Here is a 19,730-nt window from a genome sequence, read left to right on the forward strand (position 1 = left end):
TAGGCGGCGAAAATGTTTCCTGGTGCTTTTTTTAATCGGTTCCGTGCGGCGCTTACGATTTTGCTGTTTTTAATCGGTTTTAAATCCCGTTTCACTCGGTTTTTTATCAATAAAAATCAGCCAGCATCCTGTTTGATGGAACGGATCATCGACTGTTTGGCAGTATCAAGATGGCGGTGCAGCTCACGGGCGGCCTCCTGATCGCTGCGGCAGATCAGGGCGCTTAAAATGGCCATATGCTCTTCAATCGCAATAATATTTCTTTGCTTGAGATCGGTTTCATCCCATTGATAGTGGAAGTGAAAAATCACCGAAATGATTTCCAGCGACTGATTGAAAAACGGATTGTTGGCGGCCGACAGGATCAGGGTATGGAAGTCACGATCCAGCTGAGAGAACAATCGATAATTGTCGCTGATGGTGTCGCGCAGCTCGCGATGGCGGTTCAACAACTCCTTGGCCTGCAACCAGCGGCTATCCTGTGCGGGCAGATTGATAAAGCGTGATAGCGCGTGGGTTTCCAGCATTTGACGGAGTTCAAACAGCTGCTCGGCATAGTTCTGATCAAACTTTTTCATGCTCCATTGGCCGCGTCGTACGTTGTCGATAAGGTCAAAGCGGCTGAAGCGTAGCAGGAATTCCCGCACCACTACCGGGCTGACGTTAACCGCGCGTGAAAGCTGCAATTCGGTGAACGAATCCCCCGCGCGCAGCTGCTTTTGGTTAATCATCTGATAGAACGCTTTCTCAAACAGCTTGCCTTGCTCGTCCAGTGAGTGGCTCATGCATTCAAAACCGTCTTCTGCCAGCGGCATGCGCAGGATCACATAATCATCATTGACCTTCTCCAGTACCCCGCGTTGATGCAGGTGCGTGAGCGTATGGCGCACCGTGGTGCGGCTGATGTTATACATTTCTGCCAGCCCCGCCTGGGAAGGCAGCGGTGAGCGGATATGGCCCTTGATGATGCCGTCGATCATCTGATTAACCACGTTCTGGCGGAGGTTTTGCGTTCTGCTCATGAGATCCCTCTGTGGGTTTAGCTGTTTTTTAAGCATTTAAAACCCATTTAAACCGGTTTAATTTGTGCTGACTCACAAATTCTCCACATCAGCTCAATACGCCTGTTCTTTTTGCGGGATAACAGCGCCACATCACAGGAGGAGGGATCATGACCACAATGAATACGCTAGTTTGTCTGGAGCCGACCCGGCTGGTTTACCAACAAAGGCCGGTACCGCAGCCTGCGCAGGACGAAGCGGTACTAAAAATACTGACGGTAGGCATTTGCGGTACCGATATCCACGCCTGGTCTGGTCAGCAACCCTTCTTCAGCTACCCGCGGGTGCTGGGGCATGAAATATGCGGCGAGATTGTCAGCGTCGGTAGCCAGGTTAGTGAATTGCGCGTCGGGCAGCGTGTGGCGGTGATCCCTTATGTTTCCTGTCATCACTGCGGAGCATGCACCAGCGGCAGGCCCAATTGCTGCGAAAATATCTCGGTGATTGGTGTGCATCAAGACGGCGGTTTTAGCGAGTTTTTAAGCGTGCCGGTGAGTAACCTGCTGGCCGTGGATGATGTGGAGCCCCAAGCGGCGGCGCTGATTGAACCATTCTCTATCAGTGCTCACGCCGTACGCCGAGCGGCCATCGAGCAGGGCGATCATCTATTGGTGGTAGGGGCAGGGCCGATTGGCCTGGGAGTTGCGGCTATCGCTAAGGCGGACGGGGCAACCGTGATCGTGGCCGATACCAGCGCAGAGCGCCGAAGTCATGTGGAAAAAATGCTTGGGCTGACCACGTTAGATCCGTCAGACGCCGGTTTTGACGCGGCCTTAAGAGCCCAGTTTTCCGGCATGTTGGCGGCAAAAATTATTGATGCCACCGGCAATCAGCATGCGATGAACCATAGCGTCAACCTGATCCGCCATGGTGGCAGCATTACGTTTGTCGGCCTGTTCAAGGGCGATCTGCAGTTCTCCGATCCTGAATTCCATAAAAAGGAAACCACCATGATGGGGAGCCGCAATGCGACCAAAGAAGACTTTATCAAGGTTGGGCGCTTAATGGCTGCCGGAAAAATAACTGCCGGGATGATGCTTTCTCATCAATTCGAGTTTTCCACGCTGGCAGATATTTATGAAGCGGAAGTAATTAATAATAAACAACTGATTAAAGGCGTGATTCATTTTAACTAACTTGATTACTCCCCAGGTCTTGCCGAGAGTAATTTACGACCTGGGGGATCACCGGATGCAAGGAGCAATAATGAAACAACTTAATCGTAGCGAATTTCCTGGCGCGCAATATCCCGATCGCATTATCCAATTCGGTGAAGGTAATTTCTTGCGCGCCTTTGTCGATTGGCAAATCGACCTGCTAAACCAGCATACCGGGCTGAATGCCGGCGTGGTGGTGGTGCGGCCAATTGACAGCCAGCAGCCGCCTTCGCTTAATACTCAGGATGGCTTGTATACCACCATTATCCGTGGGCTGAATGAGCAGGGGGAAGCGGTTTGCGAGCCGCGACTGATCCGTTCGGTCAACCGGGAAATCAACGTTTACCACCAGTACGACAGCTATCTGGCATTGGCACGGGATCCGGCGATCCGCTTCGTGTTCTCCAACACCACCGAGGCGGGGATCAGTTATTTAGCGGACGATAAGTTCACCGACGCTCCGGCGGCCAGCTTCCCGGCCAAGTTGACGCGGCTGCTGTTTGAGCGTTTCAGTCATTTTGACGGTGCCGCAGACAAGGGCTGGGTACTGCTGCCGTGTGAGCTGATCGATTACAACGGCGAAGCGCTGAAAGAGTACGTGTTGCGCTATGCACAACAGTGGCAGTTACCGCAGGCGTTTACCGATTGGCTGAACGACTGCAACACCTTCTGCTCAACGTTGGTCGATCGTATCGTCACTGGCTACCCACGCGATGAAGTAGATCAGTGGCAACAGCAGTTGGGGTACCAAGATAGCTTCCTCGACACGGCGGAACATTTCTACCTGTTTGTGATCCAGGGCCCGCAGTGGCTGGCGCAAGAGCTGCATCTGGATAAGTTGGATCTGAATGTCCACATCGTCGATGACATCAAACCTTATAAAGAACGCAAGGTAGCGATCCTCAATGGGGCGCATACGGCACTGGTGCCGGTGGCATTCCTGGCCGGTTTGAATACCGTGGGCGAGGCCATGAGCGATGAGCAGATCGGCGGCTATGTGGCGAACACCATTACCGAAGAGATTATGCCGGTGCTCGATCTGCCGCAGGAAGAGTTACGGCCATTTGCCGAAGCGGTCCAGAACCGTTTCCGTAACCCGTTTATTCAGCATCAGTTGCTGTCGATTGCGCTGAACGGCATGACCAAATTCCGCACGCGTATTTTGCCGCAGTTGCTGGCTGGCCAACAGAAAAATGCCGCGCTGCCGAAACGGCTGACCTTTGCCTTGGCCGCGTTGTTGGCCTTCTATCGTGGCGAACGACAGGCGGGTAGCTATGCATTACAGGATGACGCCCATTGGCTGACGAGGTTCGCAACGTTGTGGGCTGGAGTAGAACATCACGACCTGACGCTCGCGGCGTTGGTAGAAAGCGTGCTGGCCGATGAGGCGCACTGGGGGCAAAATCTCAATGCCGTTCCTGGGCTGACTGTTGCCGTGGCCACCGATCTGCAAGCCATTCTTGACCACGGGATGCGTGCGGCATTGAGCGAAATAGAACGCCGATAAAACCTCTACTCGCTTATTTTAATCCTGCCAATCACGGGAAATGGCGTTGAACGTCATTTCCCGGCCATAAAACCATCATCTGCGTGTCATACAGTTATTCGTTAATAGGTGCCCATAAGATTAGCCACTGAAATCAGAGAAATCATATGGCGCAGGCACTGTTAAAACTGGCACCGACCGACTATCCAGGGCAGCAACCGATCCCGTTACGCAAGGTATTAGCGGTAAAAGGGCTGGGTAAGGCTTATCAATCTCAGCAACGCGTCCTCGACGACATCAATTTTGATCTGCACGCAGGGGAGTTTGTGGCGGTAATAGGCCGCTCCGGGGCCGGTAAATCCACCCTGCTGCATACGTTGAACGGCACTATACCTTCCAGCTGTGGCGAGATGCTGCATTTTGAGGACGATGGGGTTGCACAGGATATCGCGCAACTCTCAGCCCGCCAGATGCGCCAGTGGCGGGCCCGCTGTGGCATGATCTTCCAGGATTTTTGCCTGGTCCCCCGGTTGGATGTGATCACCAACGTGCTGCTTGGCCGCCTCAGCCACACCTCGACGCTGAAATCCTTCTTCAAAGTATTCGACGATACTGACCGTGCGCGGGCCATCGAGCTGCTGCAGTGGTTGAATATGCTGCCGCATGCACTGCAACGTGCAGAGAACCTGTCCGGCGGCCAAATGCAGCGCGTCGCTATCTGCCGTGCCCTGATGCAAAACCCCAAAATTCTGCTGGCCGATGAGCCGGTAGCTTCGCTCGATCCGAAAAACACCCGCCGCATTATGGATGCGCTACAGAAAGTTAGCGAGAACGATATTGCGGTGATGGTGAACTTGCACTCGGTCGAACTGGTGAGGGAATACTGCACCCGGGTGATTGGCATCGCCCAGGGCAAAATCATTTTCGACGGCCACCCGTCGCAGCTCAACGAACGTATTTTGCAGCAGCTGTATGGCGAAGAAGCCAATCAGATCCATTAATCACTTGAACGTCACCTCTACCTTTTCACACAGGGCATGCGCAATGAAAAAAGTATTCACACTGACCACCATGATGGCCGGCGTAATGATGGTATTTAATGCAGGTGCAGCGGAAGCGCCGAAAGAGTTAAACCTGGGGATCCTGGGTGGGCAGAACGCCACCCAACAGATTGGCGATAACCAGTGTGTGAAAGATTTTCTCGATAAAGAGCTGAACGTAGACACCAAGCTGCGTAACTCTTCCGACTACTCTGGCGTGATCCAGGGCCTGCTCGGGGGCAAGATCGATCTGGTGTTGAGCATGTCGCCTTCGTCGTTTGCTTCGGTGTATATCAAGGATCCCAAGGCGGTCGATCTGGTGGGGATCGCGGTGGATGATACCGATCAGTCACGCGGTTATCACTCGGTGGTGGTGGTGAAAGCCGACAGCCCTTACAAAAAGCTGGAAGACCTGAAAGGCAAACCCTTCGGCTTTGCGGATCCGGATTCGACCTCCGGTTTCCTGGTGCCAAACCAGGTGTTCAAGAAGCAATTTGGCGGCACGCCGGATAACAAGTACAACAACTTCTTCTCCAGCGTCACCTTCTCTGGTGGCCATGAGCAGGACGTACTCGGCGTGTTGAACGGCCAGTTCGAAGGCGCGGTGACCTGGGCCTCGATGATTGGCGATTACAACACCGGCTATACCAGCGGAGCCTTCAACCGCATGATCCGTATGGATCATCCGGATTTGATGAAGCAGATCCGCATTATCTGGCAGTCGCCGCTGATCCCGAATGGCCCGATCCTGGTGAGCAACTCCCTGCCTGCGGATTTCAAAGCCAAGGTGGTTACCGCCATCAAGAAGCTGGATACCGACAACCATCAGTGCTTTATCAAGGCGATGGGCGGCAAGCAGCACATTGGCGAGGTCACGCTGGCGGAATACCAGACCATTATCGATATGAAGCGTGAGCTGACCAAGGGCGATCGCTAAGGCGGCTTCGTTCCCGGCCCCTCACCCTAACCCTCTCCCACAGGGAGAGGGGACCGATCGAGCTTGTTGATTGCTCTGCGCAATACCTTGCCTTTCTGGTTTTTACTCCCTACTTTCCGGAGTAGTGGGGGCTAACCAAGCGCTCCGGGCCGCTCCCTCTCCCTGTGGGAGAGGGTAGGGGTGAGGGGATTGGCATGTCTGAACCTGCGCCTTCTACTTCGAAGAGAGTTGCGTAGGAATGGGCCCAAGACCGAACTCTGTACCTGATGGCAACACTGCATCAGCTCCCTCTCCCTGTGGGAGAGGGTAGGGGTGAGGGGACAATACTCTCCAATACAAGAAGATGGAAAGCGATTTTGAATACCGACTTTGCACACTACTACCAACGGATCCGCAGTAAGCAGAAGCGTGAAACCCTGCTCTGGTCGCTCGGGCTGGTAGCGCTTTATCTTGGCGCAGGCAATATCGCCGAGTTCAACCTGCATACCGTCTGGGTGTCGATCCCCCATTTCTTTGACTATCTGGCAGAAACCATCCCGGTGCTGCACTGGCCGCTGCTGTTCGCCGACGGTCATACCGAAGGCTCCTTCGCCTATTGGGGCTACCGGTTACATATCCAATTACCGCTGATCTGGGAAACCTTACAACTGGCGCTGGCGGCGACCATTCTTTCCGTGCTGGTGGCAGGCGGGCTGGCCTTTTTGGCGGCCAATAACACCCACAGCCCGGCGACGCTGCGCTTTGCCATCCGCACGCTGGTGGCGTTCCTGCGTACCATGCCGGAGCTGGCCTGGGCGGTGATGTTTGTGATGGCGTTTGGCATCGGTGCCATTCCCGGTTTTATGGCGTTGGCGCTACACACCATCGGCAGCCTGACCAAGCTGTTCTATGAATCGATCGAAACCGCCTCCAACAAGCCGGTGCGCGGGCTGGCCGCCTGTGGGGCCACGCCGTTACAGCGCATGCGTTTCGGCCTGTGGCCGCAGGTCAAACCCATCTTCCTGTCCTACAGCTTTATGCGGCTGGAAATCAACTTCCGCCAGTCGACCATCCTCGGCCTGGTAGGGGCGGGCGGAATAGGTCAGGAACTGATGACCAATATCAAACTCGACCGTTACGATCAGGTCAGTATGACGCTGCTGCTGATTATCGTGGTGGTTTCGCTGCTGGATTACGCCTCCGGTGAATTACGTAAACGCGTTGTCGAGGGGAAAGCCTAATGTCCGTTCAGCCGATCTCTGCCACCAATCTGCAGCAGCTCAAGCAGCAGAACCCGGAAATCTTCTCACGCCAAGGGCGCTATCTGCGCACCCTAGGCATGATTACCGTGGCGATTGTGTTGTATTACGTCTTCTTCTTCCTGGTGTTTGGCATTTCCTGGCCGCAGTTTGCCAACGGTTGCCAACAGATTAGCCGCTACTTTATGCGCATGTTTGTCTGGCATGACTTTGCCAACTGGCCGTTTGGCTACTATTTCCAACAGATCTTTATCACTCTGGCGATCGTGTTTGCTGGCACTATTACGGCAACGCTGCTCGCTTTACCGCTGTCGTTTCTTGCCGCGCGCAATGTGATGTCCTCGCCTGTTCTAAGGCCAATTGCGACGCTGGTACGCCGCCTGCTGGATATTCTACGGGGTATCGATATGGCTATCTGGGGGCTGATTTTCGTACGTGCCGTGGGCATGGGGCCGCTGGCCGGGGTGTTGGCCATCGTGATGCAGGATATCGGCCTGCTTGGCAAACTGTATGCCGAAGGCCACGAAGCGGTGGATAAATCCCCCAGCCGTGGGCTGACGGCGGTGGGAGCCAATGGGCTGCAAAAACACCGTTATGGCATTTTCACCCAATCCTTTCCGACTTTCCTGGCGCTGAGCCTGTACCAGATTGAGTCCAATACCCGTTCGGCGGCGGTGCTCGGTTTTGTCGGGGCGGGGGGATCGGCCTGGTCTATGCCGAGAATATGCGGCTGTGGAACTGGGACGTGGTGATGTTTATCACCCTGATCCTGGTGGTGATCGTGATGCTGATGGACAAGATCTCCGCCATCCTGCGTAACAAATATATCGTTGGTGAAGAAATTCCGCTTTACCCGAAAAATCATTAACCTTTGCGGGTAAACCCTGGTTTGCCCGTGGAAATTCCATTGAGAAACCCCCGCCGGATCCCTATACTGCCGCCATGCAAGGTGTGCAGCGCTGCACGCCTCTCCTGATTGACAAGCGAAAGGCTATTCCATGATTAACAATGATGTGCTGCGCAGCGTGCGCTACATGCTGGCTATTAATGACGCGAAGATGGTAGAGATCGTCAAGCTGGACGGTTTTGACGTCGATGTCGCAGCCATGGGGACCTACATGATCAAGGAAGGCGAGCCGGGTTTTGCCAACTGCCCCGACGAAGTGATGGCTCATTTCCTCAATGGCCTGGTGTTCTTCAAGCGTGGCAAAGACGATAAATTCCCGGCACCGGCGGTAGAGCTGCCGATCACCAACAACCTGGTGCTGAAAAAGCTGCGTGTGGCGTTTGAACTGAAAGATGTCGATTTGCACCAGATTTTCACCGCGGTGGAATTCCGTATCTCCAAGCCTGAGCTGAGCGCGCTGTTCCGCAAAGAAGGCACCAAAAACTATCGTCCATGTGGCGATCAGATGCTGCGCTACTTCCTGAAAGGGCTGACCCAGCGCATACGCGGCGCATAATCCCGCGTAGCAAGCCATCAGGCGTCCTCATCGAGGGCGCTTTTTTTTTGTGCCCCCTGCATTTGTCGATCATACTCAGTAAGATGCCGCTTGGCGGTAGAACATGTCCGAACTTTCCGACGGAAATAAGGGAATTATGACGACAGCACCCACCACGTTGCCACCGGTGTTAACCAGCACGGCAATAGAACAAAAAATCCTGCGCAGGTCGATCTTCTGCACGCTGTTTATTGCCAGTGCCGGGATCGTGTTTGGGATTGTCTGCGGTTCCATGTCAATCGTGTTTGACGGCATGTTCTCGGCGTTGGATGCAGGCATGTGTTCATTATCCCTGCTGGTGTCCCGCCTGCTGGGGCAACCCCATAGCCGCCGTTTTCAGTATGGTTTTTGGCATGTCGAACCAATGGTGCTGGCATTTAACGGCAGTTTACTGACGTTGCTGTGTCTGTATGCCTTTGTGAACGCCGTCAAAGGCATTGCCGACGGAGGGCGTGAACTCGAGCTGGGCTGGGCGATTGTCTATGCCGTTACCGTCAGCCTTTTCTGCTTTACCCTCTACGTTAAGCAAACCCGGCTGAATAAGCAGGTTAAATCGGAACTGATCGCGCTGGATAACAAAAGCTGGCTGATGTCGGCCTGCATCAGTTCGGCGTTATTGGTGGCTTTTATTCTTTCCTGGCTAATGGAAGGAACCCGTTATGAACACCTCAACGTCTATGCCGACCCTGTCGCGCTGGCACTGTTGACGCTGGTCTTGATCCCGGTGCCGATCAAAACGGTAAAATCTGCCATTCAGGAAGTGCTGCAGATGACGCCGGACAGCCTGGATGCCAAGGTGGAAGCCATTATGGCGCAGCTGACGCTGGAGTATGGCTTCCTGGATTATTCCAATTACGCCACCCGTGTTGGCCGCGGGCTGTTTATTGAGATCCACATCGTGATCCCGCCAGAGATGGAACACAGCGGCGTACACAAGCTGGATAAAATCCGTGACCAGATAGCCGACGCTATTGGTGAAGATAGCCCGCACCGCTGGCTGACTATCTCCTTTACCCACAACGCCAAGTGGCTATAGGTTTTTCGCCATCACCCACATGGCCACGGATTGGCTGACGCTGGTATAGCTTTCCTCGCCCACGATCGCCATGCCTTGGCGCTGATAAAAGCGTTGGCCAGCCACGTTGCTTTTCAGCACGTCCAGCCACAGGATGGGTTGCCCTCTCTCAATGGCTCGTCGCTGTACTTCGGCATATAGCCGTTCCCCATAGCCGCGTCCGGCAAACTGCGGCAGGAAATAAATCTTCTGCAGCTCGGCCCCGAGGGTTGCAGTCGCTGCCTGCAGGCTGTCGAAATTAAGCTTGGCAAAGCCTACCGGCGTCCTCCCCTCATAAGCAAGCAGCCAGCAGGTATCGCGGTCTTGTAATGAGGGCTCCAACGCCTGTTCGGCAAAATCCTTGCTCAGAAACGCCTGCAACTCCTGCTGGTTTTGCCAAAGTTCAGCAAAGTGAGCGAGGTAGCTGGCAATCCCGATTTCCCGCACGGTCGCTAAATCAGCGGGCAACGCTTGACGGATCGTGAACACGATAGCCTCTTTGTTAGTGGTCAGTTGACTCATCTTGGGCGATCGGCTGCTTGCCGCTCAATGCACCCCATTCGCTCCAGGCACCGTCATAGAGTTTCACCTGCTTGGCACCCAGTGATTGCAGGCCAAAGGCCAGCACGGCGGCGGTGACGCCAGAACCACAGCTGACGATGGTGGGGGCGTTGATATCGACCCCTTTTTCATCGAAGGTTTTTTTCAGCGCTTCGAGTGATTTGAAACGCCCGTTCTCCAGCAGATCGCCATACGGAATATTGATGCTGCCCGGAATATGGCCACGGTGCAGGCCAGGGCGCGGTTCCGGGGCTTGCGCATAGAAACGTGGTGCGGCACGGGCGTCGAGGATTTGCCGCTGGTCGTTCATCGCCTGTTCCACCTGCTGCATATCCACCACCGCTTCGGCATTAAAGTGCGCGCGGAAGGTGGCGGGGGTAGGCTGTGCGGGGCCGGTTTCCAAGGCGTTACCGCGTGATGTCCAACCCTGCAAACCTTCATCAAGCACGAATACGTGCTGTGCGCCGAAATTACGGAACGTCCACCAACCGCGTGGGGCAGAGAACTGATTGCCTCCATCATAGAAAACAATGGTCTGTTGGTCATTGATGCCCAGTTTACCTGCGGCGGCGGCAAAGGCTTCTGCCGTGGGCAGCATATGCGGCAGCGTCGTATTTTTATCCGCGACGTCGTCAATATCGAAATACACCGCACCGGGTATATGGCCCCGCTCAAATTCGGCCAACATGTCTTGCTTCGGCACCTGACCGACAGGCGCCATACGCACGTCAACCAGCGTCAGATTTTCATCGTTGATATGTTGCTCAAGCCATTGTGCGGTCACTAAAAAAGCAGAGTTCATGATTATTGTTCGCCTGTCAGGACAAAGAAGGTTTTCACTATACCTCAACGATCTTGCATATTGGTATGCTGCGGTTTGAAAGGGGGTAGGGCAGATGATTGACCAAGACTTTGGCGGGGCGAAAATCGCCTTGCTGTACGGCGGCCAGGTGCTGGTTTACCTGCGCGATGACAACCCGGCAATCCCCTGGCCCGGCTGCTGGGACTTGCCCGGCGGCGGACGTGAAGGGGACGAAACCCCGGTGCAATGTGTGCAACGGGAAACCGAGGAGGAGTTCGGTATTCTATTGCCCGCCCGGCAAATTGTCTGGCAGCAGCGTTACGCCGGGATCAAGCCTGGCTCGCCGCCCACCTGGTTTATGGTAGGTGAAATCACCCTCGCACAAATTGCGGCGATACGCTTTGGTAATGAAGGGCAGTGCTGGCAAATGATGCCTGCGGATGAATTTGTACGGCACCCGCAGGGCATTGCCCATCTGCGTCAGCGGCTAGCGGATCGTCTGGCCCAGCTCGACTAACCGGACACGCTCGATTAACGCGTCGACCTGATGCTCGGAAAATACTTCGATGCCATGTTGGCGTAGCAGCTCAGCGGTGACGCCGCTGCCGGGCTGGGTTTGACCGTTGAATGCACCGTTGTAAATGGTCTGGCTCCCGCAGGAAGGGCTGCGATCGCTCAATAGGGCAAAACGGCAGCCATGCAGGCGAGCGGTATCCAGCGCCAGATGGGCACCCAACAGATACTGGTCGGTAACATCGTTCCCTTGCGCGTCGATCACTCTGGCCCGGTTGGCTATCACTTCAGCGCCATTAGCTGCGACCGCAATCTCTGCTGGTGGGCGCGGCGTGGAGAAACCTGCGGCCAATTCGGGGCAGCACACCACCAATCGTCCCTCCTTTTGCCACTGTTGTAAGGTGGTATCGATAACGGTTTTGCTGGAGGCGTTATAACGTACGTTGAAACCGGCCAGGCAGGCACTGAGCAAGATTTTCGGCGGCATGAGGTGTCTTCTGTTGAGGGGGCGAAAGTGTGGCATCAAGGCCCACACGCGCGGCTTTATAATAGCAGCGCGGTTTAGCTTAATACCAGCCGTACCTCCCCACTATTTTGCTAACCCTGTGTTCTTTATCCACCGCGTTTTATGAGGGCAGTCACGGATCCGTGGCAAAGTTGATTATCGGCTTGTTAATGAAATTTAAATTTCATATAAATACATAATGATTTTTATTTTCCAAAAAAGGCAAGGGAGAAAACGATGAAACAGGTGCGCGTTGGATTGATCGGTACCGGCTATATTGGCCGTTGTCATGCTATCGCCTATGCACAGGCTGGCACGGTGTTCCCGCTGAAAGGGGAGTTGGTGTTGGAGATGTTGGCGGAGGTCACACCCGAGCTGGCAGCCCTGCGCGCGGCGGAGTTTGGCTTCGTTCGTTCAACCGGTGACTGGCGCGAACTGGTGGCCGATCCCGCCATAGACGTGGTGGATATCTGTGCCCCGAACTTCCTGCATAAAGAGATGGCCCTGGCGGCAATTGCACAGGGCAAGCATGTTTATTCCGAGAAGCCGCTGGCGCTGAATGCGCAAGACGCCGCCGAGATGGTGCAGGCCGCGCGGGCCAAAGGGGTCAAAACCCTGGTTGGGTTCAACTATATGAAAAACCCAACTAGCCAGTTGGCACGGGAAATCATCGCCAACGGTGAAATTGGCGAGGTGGTGCATTTTTACGGTACGCATAATGAAGATTATCTGGCCGACCCGCGTACGCCGATCGACTGGCACTGCCGCAAAGCCACCGCTGGGTTGGGGGCGTTGGGCGATCTGGCGGCGCATATCGTGAACATGGCGCATTATCTGGTGGGGCATATTGTCGCGGTATCGGGCGATATGCAAACCCTGATCAAACAGCGGCCCGATCCGAACAACCCGGCCAAGATGTGCCAAGTTGAAAACGAAGATCAGGCCAGCGCGCTGGTGCGCTTTGCCAATGGCGCGATGGGCACCATAGAAACCTCACGCATTGCCTGCGGGCGCAAAATGGGTCTGACCTATGTGGTGACCGGCACCAAGGGCACCCTGAGTTTCACTCAGGAACGTATGGCCGAACTGAAACTGTATCGCCATGATGAACCGGCGGAGCGGCAGGGCTTCAAAACCATCATGGTAGGGCCAAAGCATCCGGATTATGCCGCATTCTGCATCAGCGCCGGGCATGGTATCGGCTTTAACGATCAGAAAACGGTGGAGATCCGCGATCTGGTCAATGGCATTGCCGCGGGTGATCGGATGTGGCCTGATTTCGAGGAAGGCTGGAAGGTATCCTGCGTGCTGGATGCGATTGCCGCCTCTGCCGAACAGCGCCGCTGGCTGGATATCAACCGCGATTGACTCTGTAACTTGCATAGGCGGCTAACGAAACTGCAACTGATGCGTTATCTGTAGGGGCGCCGCATGCTGCCCCTACTTGGCAGCCTGCAAGGCCCTGAACGGTTAAAACGCGAAGCAAGAACAGCCAAATGCGCCCCAGAAAGCATTCTCGTTGGAGATGGGAATGCTGGAACGGCGGGCAATGTCATGCTGGTGAGCATGAACGCCACAAGGGCCGCAACACTGGTGTGCCTGGCTTAATGCACCTACCTTGCTGGTGGTTGCGGGCGGTGCGGAGCGATAATGCCCCGGTACGTTCACCACCGGTGACCATTCAGGCAGTACCGGTAACGGCGGCGGAGAGAACGGCGAGAAACTGCCCGCAGCATAGACGACTTTGCCATCCACCACGGTCATGACCGACTCAATTCCCTTGATCTGCTCTTCCGGTACGCTGAAGTAATCCTGTGACAGCACGGCCATATCCGCCAACTGTCCCACCTTGATCTGGCCCTTTTTCCCTTGTTCGGTAGAGAACCAGGCACTGCCCTGTGTCCAAAGCATTAATGCCGTTTCACGATCCAAACGAGCCTGATCGTCATACATTGCCATACCGCCGACCGTACGGCCAGAAACCAGCCAGTACAGCGCTGTCCAAGGGTTGTAACTGGCGACGCGGGTGGCGTCGGTGCCTAGTCCAACCGGCAGTTCTGCCGCCAACATTTTGGCGACCGGTGGAGTCTGTTTGGTGGCTTCGATGCCATAGCGTTCGGCAAAGTATTCCCCTTGAAACGCCATGCGGTGTTGTACGGCGATACCGCCCCCGAGGGCTTTCACTCGCTCGATATTACGCTCAGAAATGGTTTCCGCATGGTCAAAAATCCAGTGCAGACCGGCAAAGGGGATTTCGCGGTTGACCTTCTCAAACACGTTCAGCATCCGGCTGATAGATTCATCGTAAGTGGCATGCAGACGGAACGGCCAGCGGTGTTCCACCAGATGGCGTACCACGCGTTCCAGCTCATCCTCGGTACCTTCAGGCAAATCCGGGCGAGGTTGCAGGAAGTCCTCGAAGTCGGCTGCCGAGAACACCAGCATTTCACCCGCGCCGTTATGGCGGTAAAAGTCCGTTCCCTGGCCGGGTTTGAGCATATCCGTCCAAAGCTGGAAGTCTTCCAACTCCTGCTTTGGCCGTTGGGTAAACAGGTTGTAGGCGATACGCAGGGTCAGCTGTTGTTTTTCGTGCAGTTCCGCGATGACCTGATAGTCCTCGGGATAGTTCTGGAAACCGCCGCCTGCGTCAATCGCGCTGGTCAGGCCCAGGCGGTTGAGTTCGCGCATAAACTGGCGGGTGGAGTTCACCTGCTGTTCCAGCGGCAGCTTTGGCCCTTTGGCTAAGGTGGCGTAGAGGATCATGGCATTGGGCTTGGCGATCAACATTCCGGTTGGGTTGCCGTTGCCGTCGCGCTGGATTTCGCCCCCTGGCGGGTTTGGTGTGTCCTTGGTGTAGCCCACCACTTTCAGCGCAGCGCGGTTAAGCAGGGCGCGATCGTACAGATGTAAAATAAATACCGGCGTGTCTGGGGCGGCAGCGTTGATTTCATCCAACGTTGGCATACGGCGCTCGGCGAACTGGAACTCGGTCCAACCACCGACCACTCTGACCCACTGTGGGCTGGGAGTACGCAGTGCCTGTTCCTTGAGCATACGTAAAGCATCGGCCAGCGAAGGCACGCCTTCCCAGCGTAGTTCCAGGTTGTAATTCAAACCACCCCGGATCAGGTGCAGGTGTGAATCATTCAGGCCGGGCACCGCCGTATGGCCTTGCAGGTCGATTATCTGGGTTTCCGGCCCGGCGTGTTGCATGACGTCGTTCTCACTACCGACGGCCAGAAACTTACCGTCCTTGATCGCCACGGCCTGAGCGGTGGGATTTTCGCGATCGACAGTATGGAATTTACCGTTGCTGATGATCAATGAAGCGTTGTGACTCATAGCGTTTTCCTTTAATGGCGGGTGAGCCATTGATGAAACAGACGGGTAACCAACGGCATCCACAGGAATACCACCAGGGCGACAACGCTGGCATCATTGAGTAAATGTCCAGCCAGTGTGCCGCTCAGTTCCGGCAGCAGCTTGCCCCAAAACCAGGGCACCAGATTGGTTGAAGGGAAAATCACCAGCAGGGTGATTAAAAACTGTTTCCACTTGGCCGGTGGCCGCACGTTGGCGCTGGCAGGTGTGAACCAGAATTCGGCTCCGGGGCGGATCTCAATATGATCGCTACCCAGCAGCAGTGGGGTGACTTCTTCGATATATTTCAGACGCTGCGGCGAGTGGATCCAGCGGTATAAATTGTCCAGATTATCGAAGCGTACCAGCACCGTATAAGCTTGCTGGTTGCCGGAGGGGCGAATGACGTTAACGCCTAGATGGCCGTCAAACTGGGCGGCATCGGGCATGATGCGTTTTAACCAGGCTTCATAGGCTGGTTCCTGGCCGGGAGCCAGATGGTGAGTGATCACCAGCGTAACGTGTTGCTGATGGGACATGGATCCAGCTCCTGAAAAACCCCGGCGTGCGGCCGGGAGGCTAATGCGGTCAGTCAAGGTGAGCCCTGCGCGGTTTTACTTGCCGCTGCGAGCCGGGGCGTGATGCACCAGAGTGTAAGCATAGTCAACGCCCATCCCGTAGGCACCGCTGTGTTCACGTACCAGATCCATCACCGCATCGTAGGTTTCTTTGCGTGCCCAATCGCGTTGGTACTCAAGCAGCACCTGTTGCCAGGTCACCGGAACAGCCCCAGCCTGCACCATGCGATCGATAGCGCGCTCATGGGCATCCACCGAGGTGCCGCCAGAGGTGTCTGTGACCACATAAACCTCATACCCGGCTTCCAGTGCCATCAATGCCGGGAAGGTCAGGCAGACCTCGGTCCACAGGGCGGAGATCACCAGTTTTTTACGGCCGGTGGCCTCCACGGCTTTAACGAATGCCGCATCTTCCCAGGAATTCATCGAAGTACGTTCAATCGGGGTGAGCTCTGGATGCACCGCCAGCAATTCCGGCCAGATATAGCCGCTGAAACTTTCGCTTTCGACAGAGGTAAGAATAGTGGGAACATTAAAGATGCTGCCGGCTTTGGCCAGAGCTACCACGTTGTTCTTCAGCTGTTGGCGATCGATATTGGCCACACCAAAAGCCATTTGCGGTTGATGATCGATAAAGATGAGTGCGGAATTTTTCGGATCAAGCAGTTGAAACTTCGACATAATGTACCTTCCAATTGTATTACCGTGAATAAGACGGATGCGCTGTATCAATGGAATGAATGGTAGGTAGGTGCCGTTTTCAAAGATAGCGTAGAATTTTTACCTTCTTGTTAAGTTTTTTTATCTATGGGAGAAAGGGGTGAGACTAAATCTGGAAGCGCTATTGATCCTGGACGCACTGGATCGTCATGGATCATTTGCTGCAGCGGCAGCCGCGCTGTTTAAAACGCCTTCTGCCCTGAGCTACATGGTGCAGAAACTGGAGAGCGATCTGGCGATCACGCTGCTCGATCGCTCCGGTCACCGGGCAAAATTCACCGCTACCGGCAAGCTGATGCTAGAAAAGGGGCGGATATTGCTGCGTGCTGCGCAAGATCTGGAGCAGCAGGCGCGCTATGTAGAAAGTGGCTGGGAGAGCGATCTCACCCTGGCGGTGGATGCATCGTTCCCTTTTGCCCGGCTGCTACCGCTGATTGATGAGTTTTACCGTAATCACCACCACACCCGGCTGCGTTTCAGCCACGAAGTGCTGGCTGGCTCTTGGGAGGCGCTGATACACGGCTGTGCCGATATTATTATCGGTGCGATTTGTGAGCCGCCTTCGCGCTCGGGCTATGCTTTTAGCCCGCTAGGGCAGTTGGAGTATGTGTTTGCCGTCGCCCCGTACCATCCGTTGGCCGCCCAGCCGGAACCGTTGCAGAAAAGCACCATCCGCCAGCATCGCGCAGTGGTGGTTCATGACTCATCGCGGGTGAATTCACCGCAAAGTCTGCACGTGCTGGATGAGCAGGATCAACTGACGGTATTCAGTTTTGAGGCCAAATTGCAGGCGCAGTTGGCCGGTTTGGGCTGCGGCTATCTGCCTCATTATCTGGCAGAACCTTATCTGAAAACCGGCCAGTTGGTAGCGAAAAGCGTGGAAGCAGAGCGTGATAGCGACACTGCCTATTTCGGTTGGCGAGAAAGTGCTACCGGCTTGGCCAGCCTCTGGTGGCGTGAGCGGTTGCAGGCTTATGCCGTTACGGGGGAATGACTCTGAAGGTTGGCAAGGCAAGGTCTGTTGTTGCCTTCTAGGATCGTCATTCATAGACGTAACGTCATGATGCTGATTTTTAACTTTGCTTTACCACTTTTGTTATTTTGAGCGCCGATCCGCTTCGCCGATACTGAGAAAAATAGCCTCAGCGAGCCGGAAAATGCCCTCAGACAAACCCCATAGCCACTATCTGCACGGCGAACAACGAGCGTGGATCCAACAGCTTAACCGGCAATGGGTCTGGCGGCTGGAACTGCCGACCTGGGGCATTATGCTGCTGGTTTACGGCAGTTGGTTCGGTGTGGTGCATTACTGGCAGCAGCTTGGCCCCTGGCTGGGCGCACCGCTGCTGACGCTGGCGACTACCTGGTATCTCTCGTTGCAGCATGAGCTGATCCACGGCCATCCTACCCGCTGGCCACGGTTCAACCAACTGTTCGGCCTGCTTCCCCTGGCGGTGTGGTATCCCTACGGGCTGTACCGCGACAGCCATATTCAGCATCACCGTGACGATCATCTGACCCAACCTGCCGAAGATCCGGAAAGTTACTATTTCAGCCGGGCGCAGTGGCGGCGTTTTCCTGTTTTGCTGCCTCTGTTGGCCAAGGTGCGTAACACCCTGATTGGGCGAGTCACGCTTGGCCCGGCATGGGATATTGCCGCCACGCTGGCCAATGCCTTGAAAGCCATACTGGCTGGGGATCTGCGGACTTTGGCGATGTGGCTGGTACAGGGTGCACTGTTGGTGGCTCTGCTTGCCTGGCTGCAAACGCAGGGCATTTCTGCCGCCTTTTATCTGCTGGCGGTGAGCTACCCGGCGCTGGGGTTGACCAAGATCCGTTCGTTTTACGAGCATCGCGCGGTGGACGCTCCGCAGGCACGTTCTATTATTAATGAGGCCTCTTGGCCGTGGCGGCTGCTGTTTCTTAATCTGAACTATCATTTAGTGCATCATGATTTACCCGGTTTGCCTTGGTATGGGCTGCGAAAAGTCTATCTGGCAGAGCAGCAGGCCTACCGGCAACGCAGCCAGGGGTTTGTGGTACAGGGCTATGGCAACTGGTTTGTCGATCATGCCGTGACGCCGATTGCCGTTGAAGTACACCCGTTTGAACAGGAGAGTGTCGGGAAACAGCATGTGATACGCTGGACCCATACCGCGCAGGATTTTCCAATCGATCTGGCGAAATAGCCGGAAAGCATCATCAAAGAGGATAAAGCATGGCTATTACCCCATTACGCGCACGTTTTTTGGCATTGGCTTTGACCGTGCTGGCAGGAGCCAGCGGTGTTGCACAGGCGGCCGATACGGTACGCGTGGGTTCTAAAATTGATACCGAAGGCTCGTTGCTTGGCAATATCATTGTGCAGGTGCTGGAAGCCAACGGCATCAAAACCACCAACAAACTGCAGCTAGGCACCACCAAGGTACTGCGTGGTGCGATCACCTCCGGCGAGATTGATATCTACCCGGAATACACCGGTAACGGTGCCTTCTTCTTCTCCGATGAAAAAGATCCGGCGTGGAAAAACGCTCAGGCCGGGTTCGAGAAGGTGAAAAAGCTCGACTATGACCAGAACAAAATCGTCTGGCTGGATGCCGCCCCGGCAAACAACACCTGGACGATCGCCGTTCGCCAGGACGTGGCGCAGGCCAACCATCTGAAAACCCTGGCAGACCTGGCCAAGTGGATCAACGACGGCGGTAAGTTCAAACTGGCGGCATCGGCGGAGTTTATCGAACGCCCGGACGCGCTACCGGCCTTCCAGAATGCTTATGGCTTCAAGCTTAATCAGGATCAGTTGCTGTCACTGGCTGGCGGCGATACGGCGGTGACCATCAAGGCAGCGGCGGAACAAACCTCTGGGGTGAATGCGGCGATGGCGTATGGGACCGATGGCCCGGTAGCTGCGCTGGGGCTGCAAACGTTGGAAGACCCACAGGGCGTACAGCCGATCTATGCCCCGGCTCCGATTATTCGTGAAGCAACGCTGCAGCAGCACGCCAATATCGCCGAACTGCTCAAACCGGTATTCGCTACGTTAGACGGCCCAACCTTGCAGCAGTTGAACGCGCAGATCGCCGTAGAAGGTCAGGATGCCAAACAGGTAGCGGTCAATTACCTGAAACAGAAAGGGTTGATTAAGTAACCTTGATTTGACGACTGAATCTGATATTGCCCCTCACCCCAACCCTCTCCCACAGGGAGAGGGAGCTG

The 19,730-nt window shown here is 55.2% G+C and carries 19 protein-coding genes and 1 pseudogene; 13 read left to right on the forward strand and 7 right to left on the reverse strand.

Translation table 11 applies throughout. The annotated features are described in order from the left end of the window. Positions 1-116 precede the first annotated feature (116 nt). Positions 117-1,022, reverse strand: coding sequence for a GntR family transcriptional regulator (locus D9980_RS02420; RefSeq protein ID WP_024485333.1), 906 nt, complete (start codon positions 1,020-1,022; stop codon positions 117-119). Between the two features lie 149 nt (positions 1,023-1,171). Here D9980_RS02420 and D9980_RS02425 point away from each other — a divergent pair, with 149 nt between their 5' ends. The 8 genes and pseudogenes from D9980_RS02425 to D9980_RS02460 all read left to right on the forward strand — a co-directional run bounded on the left by D9980_RS02425 (position 1,172) and on the right by D9980_RS02460 (position 9,457). Beyond that, a complete protein-coding gene (locus D9980_RS02425; RefSeq protein WP_121606287.1) occupies positions 1,172-2,197 on the forward strand; it encodes a zinc-binding alcohol dehydrogenase family protein in 1,026 nt (341 codons plus the stop codon). A gap of 70 nt (positions 2,198-2,267) precedes the next feature. Then, positions 2,268-3,725 (forward strand): tagaturonate reductase, encoded by a 1,458-nt coding sequence (locus D9980_RS02430; protein ID WP_121606288.1) that lies wholly within the window; start codon positions 2,268-2,270, stop codon positions 3,723-3,725. 146 nt (positions 3,726-3,871) lie between these two features. Then, entirely contained in the window at positions 3,872-4,705 is an 834-nt protein-coding gene (gene phnC, locus D9980_RS02435; RefSeq protein WP_121606289.1) for a phosphonate ABC transporter ATP-binding protein, read from the forward strand. Positions 4,706-4,748: 43 nt separating this feature from the next. Next, positions 4,749-5,681, forward strand: coding sequence for a phosphonate ABC transporter substrate-binding protein (phnD, locus tag D9980_RS02440; RefSeq protein WP_121606290.1), 933 nt, complete (start codon positions 4,749-4,751; stop codon positions 5,679-5,681). Between the two features lie 356 nt (positions 5,682-6,037). Then, positions 6,038-6,901: a phosphonate ABC transporter, permease protein PhnE gene (gene phnE / locus D9980_RS02445; RefSeq protein ID WP_024486430.1), complete on the forward strand. Its 864-nt coding sequence runs from the start codon at positions 6,038-6,040 to the stop codon at positions 6,899-6,901. Further along, positions 6,901-7,787: pseudogene (phnE, locus tag D9980_RS02450) on the forward strand (phosphonate ABC transporter, permease protein PhnE). Before phnE (D9980_RS02445) ends, phnE (D9980_RS02450) begins: the two are co-directional and overlap by 1 nt. A gap of 130 nt (positions 7,788-7,917) precedes the next feature. Next, complete coding sequence (locus tag D9980_RS02455) at positions 7,918-8,382, forward strand: DUF1456 family protein (protein ID WP_021180467.1); 465 nt, start codon at positions 7,918-7,920, stop codon at positions 8,380-8,382. A 136-nt stretch (positions 8,383-8,518) separates the two neighbouring features. Further along, a complete protein-coding gene (locus tag D9980_RS02460) occupies positions 8,519-9,457 on the forward strand; it encodes a cation diffusion facilitator family transporter (RefSeq protein WP_121606291.1) in 939 nt (312 codons plus the stop codon). Here D9980_RS02460 and D9980_RS02465 read toward each other — a convergent pair. Both D9980_RS02465 and sseA read right to left on the reverse strand, forming a co-directional pair. Next, the gene (locus D9980_RS02465; protein WP_238393678.1) at positions 9,452-9,997 is read right to left on the reverse strand and encodes a GNAT family N-acetyltransferase; all 546 of its coding nucleotides are present in this window, start codon (positions 9,995-9,997) and stop codon (positions 9,452-9,454) included. The two genes, D9980_RS02460 and D9980_RS02465, sit on opposite strands and share 6 nt — an antisense overlap. Further along, positions 9,978-10,838 (reverse strand): 3-mercaptopyruvate sulfurtransferase, encoded by an 861-nt coding sequence (gene sseA / locus D9980_RS02470; protein ID WP_121606292.1) that lies wholly within the window; start codon positions 10,836-10,838, stop codon positions 9,978-9,980. Before sseA ends, D9980_RS02465 begins: the two co-directional genes overlap by 20 nt. A 94-nt stretch (positions 10,839-10,932) precedes the next feature. On the opposite strand from sseA, the gene D9980_RS02475 reads away from it, so the two are divergent. After that, positions 10,933-11,355, forward strand: coding sequence for an NUDIX hydrolase (locus D9980_RS02475; RefSeq protein ID WP_024486424.1), 423 nt, complete (start codon positions 10,933-10,935; stop codon positions 11,353-11,355). Here the strand turns inward: D9980_RS02475 and D9980_RS02480 are convergent. After that, entirely contained in the window at positions 11,326-11,838 is a 513-nt protein-coding gene (locus tag D9980_RS02480) for a DUF523 domain-containing protein (protein ID WP_121606293.1), read from the reverse strand. The two genes, D9980_RS02475 and D9980_RS02480, sit on opposite strands and share 30 nt — an antisense overlap. Positions 11,839-12,093: 255 nt before the next feature. Between D9980_RS02480 and D9980_RS02485 the strand changes: the two genes are divergently transcribed. Next, the gene (locus tag D9980_RS02485) at positions 12,094-13,224 is read left to right on the forward strand and encodes a Gfo/Idh/MocA family protein (protein WP_121606294.1); all 1,131 of its coding nucleotides are present in this window, start codon (positions 12,094-12,096) and stop codon (positions 13,222-13,224) included. Between the two features lie 102 nt (positions 13,225-13,326). On the opposite strand, the gene D9980_RS02490 is transcribed toward D9980_RS02485, so the two are convergent. From D9980_RS02490 to D9980_RS02500, 3 genes are all read right to left on the reverse strand, one after another. Then, the gene (locus tag D9980_RS02490) at positions 13,327-15,198 is read right to left on the reverse strand and encodes an amidohydrolase (RefSeq protein ID WP_121606295.1); all 1,872 of its coding nucleotides are present in this window, start codon (positions 15,196-15,198) and stop codon (positions 13,327-13,329) included. 11 nt (positions 15,199-15,209) lie between these two features. Beyond that, positions 15,210-15,755 (reverse strand): antibiotic biosynthesis monooxygenase, encoded by a 546-nt coding sequence (locus D9980_RS02495; RefSeq protein WP_121606296.1) that lies wholly within the window; start codon positions 15,753-15,755, stop codon positions 15,210-15,212. A gap of 75 nt (positions 15,756-15,830) precedes the next feature. Next, the gene (locus D9980_RS02500; RefSeq protein ID WP_121606297.1) at positions 15,831-16,475 is read right to left on the reverse strand and encodes a hydrolase; all 645 of its coding nucleotides are present in this window, start codon (positions 16,473-16,475) and stop codon (positions 15,831-15,833) included. A gap of 139 nt (positions 16,476-16,614) precedes the next feature. Here D9980_RS02500 and D9980_RS02505 point away from each other — a divergent pair, with 139 nt between their 5' ends. From D9980_RS02505 to D9980_RS02515, 3 genes are all read left to right on the forward strand, one after another. Next, a complete protein-coding gene (locus D9980_RS02505; protein WP_121606298.1) occupies positions 16,615-17,508 on the forward strand; it encodes a LysR substrate-binding domain-containing protein in 894 nt (297 codons plus the stop codon). A 163-nt stretch (positions 17,509-17,671) separates the two neighbouring features. After that, complete coding sequence (locus tag D9980_RS02510) at positions 17,672-18,703, forward strand: fatty acid desaturase (RefSeq protein ID WP_121606299.1); 1,032 nt, start codon at positions 17,672-17,674, stop codon at positions 18,701-18,703. Positions 18,704-18,732: 29 nt separating this feature from the next. Continuing rightward, positions 18,733-19,662 carry an ABC transporter substrate-binding protein gene (locus tag D9980_RS02515; RefSeq protein ID WP_024486419.1) on the forward strand — a complete coding sequence of 310 codons (930 nt, stop codon included), beginning with the start codon at positions 18,733-18,735 and terminating at the stop codon, positions 19,660-19,662. The last annotated feature ends 68 nt before the right edge of the window (positions 19,663-19,730 follow it).

Source organism: Serratia sp. 3ACOL1 (assembly GCF_003668775.1).
Lineage (GTDB): Bacteria > Pseudomonadota > Gammaproteobacteria > Enterobacterales > Enterobacteriaceae > Chania > Chania fonticola.

Excerpts from the sequence above, each read along its gene's own strand:
- D9980_RS02420 (WP_024485333.1), bottom strand. The coding sequence starts at position 1,022 with ATGAGCAGAACGCAAAACCTCCGCCAGAACGTGGTTAATCAGATGATC.
- D9980_RS02425 (WP_121606287.1), top strand. The coding sequence starts at position 1,172 with ATGACCACAATGAATACGCTAGTTTGTCTGGAGCCGACCCGGCTGGTT.
- D9980_RS02430 (WP_121606288.1), top strand. The coding sequence starts at position 2,268 with ATGAAACAACTTAATCGTAGCGAATTTCCTGGCGCGCAATATCCCGAT.
- phnC (WP_121606289.1), top strand. The coding sequence starts at position 3,872 with ATGGCGCAGGCACTGTTAAAACTGGCACCGACCGACTATCCAGGGCAG.
- phnD (WP_121606290.1), top strand. The coding sequence starts at position 4,749 with ATGAAAAAAGTATTCACACTGACCACCATGATGGCCGGCGTAATGATG.
- D9980_RS02455 (WP_021180467.1), top strand. The coding sequence starts at position 7,918 with ATGATTAACAATGATGTGCTGCGCAGCGTGCGCTACATGCTGGCTATT.
- D9980_RS02460 (WP_121606291.1), top strand. The coding sequence starts at position 8,519 with ATGACGACAGCACCCACCACGTTGCCACCGGTGTTAACCAGCACGGCA.
- D9980_RS02465 (WP_238393678.1), bottom strand. The coding sequence starts at position 9,997 with ATGAGTCAACTGACCACTAACAAAGAGGCTATCGTGTTCACGATCCGT.
- sseA (WP_121606292.1), bottom strand. The coding sequence starts at position 10,838 with ATGAACTCTGCTTTTTTAGTGACCGCACAATGGCTTGAGCAACATATC.
- D9980_RS02475 (WP_024486424.1), top strand. The coding sequence starts at position 10,933 with ATGATTGACCAAGACTTTGGCGGGGCGAAAATCGCCTTGCTGTACGGC.
- D9980_RS02480 (WP_121606293.1), bottom strand. The coding sequence starts at position 11,838 with ATGCCGCCGAAAATCTTGCTCAGTGCCTGCCTGGCCGGTTTCAACGTA.
- D9980_RS02485 (WP_121606294.1), top strand. The coding sequence starts at position 12,094 with ATGAAACAGGTGCGCGTTGGATTGATCGGTACCGGCTATATTGGCCGT.
- D9980_RS02490 (WP_121606295.1), bottom strand. The coding sequence starts at position 15,198 with ATGAGTCACAACGCTTCATTGATCATCAGCAACGGTAAATTCCATACT.
- D9980_RS02495 (WP_121606296.1), bottom strand. The coding sequence starts at position 15,755 with ATGTCCCATCAGCAACACGTTACGCTGGTGATCACTCACCATCTGGCT.
- D9980_RS02500 (WP_121606297.1), bottom strand. The coding sequence starts at position 16,475 with ATGTCGAAGTTTCAACTGCTTGATCCGAAAAATTCCGCACTCATCTTT.
- D9980_RS02510 (WP_121606299.1), top strand. The coding sequence starts at position 17,672 with ATGCCCTCAGACAAACCCCATAGCCACTATCTGCACGGCGAACAACGA.
- D9980_RS02515 (WP_024486419.1), top strand. The coding sequence starts at position 18,733 with ATGGCTATTACCCCATTACGCGCACGTTTTTTGGCATTGGCTTTGACC.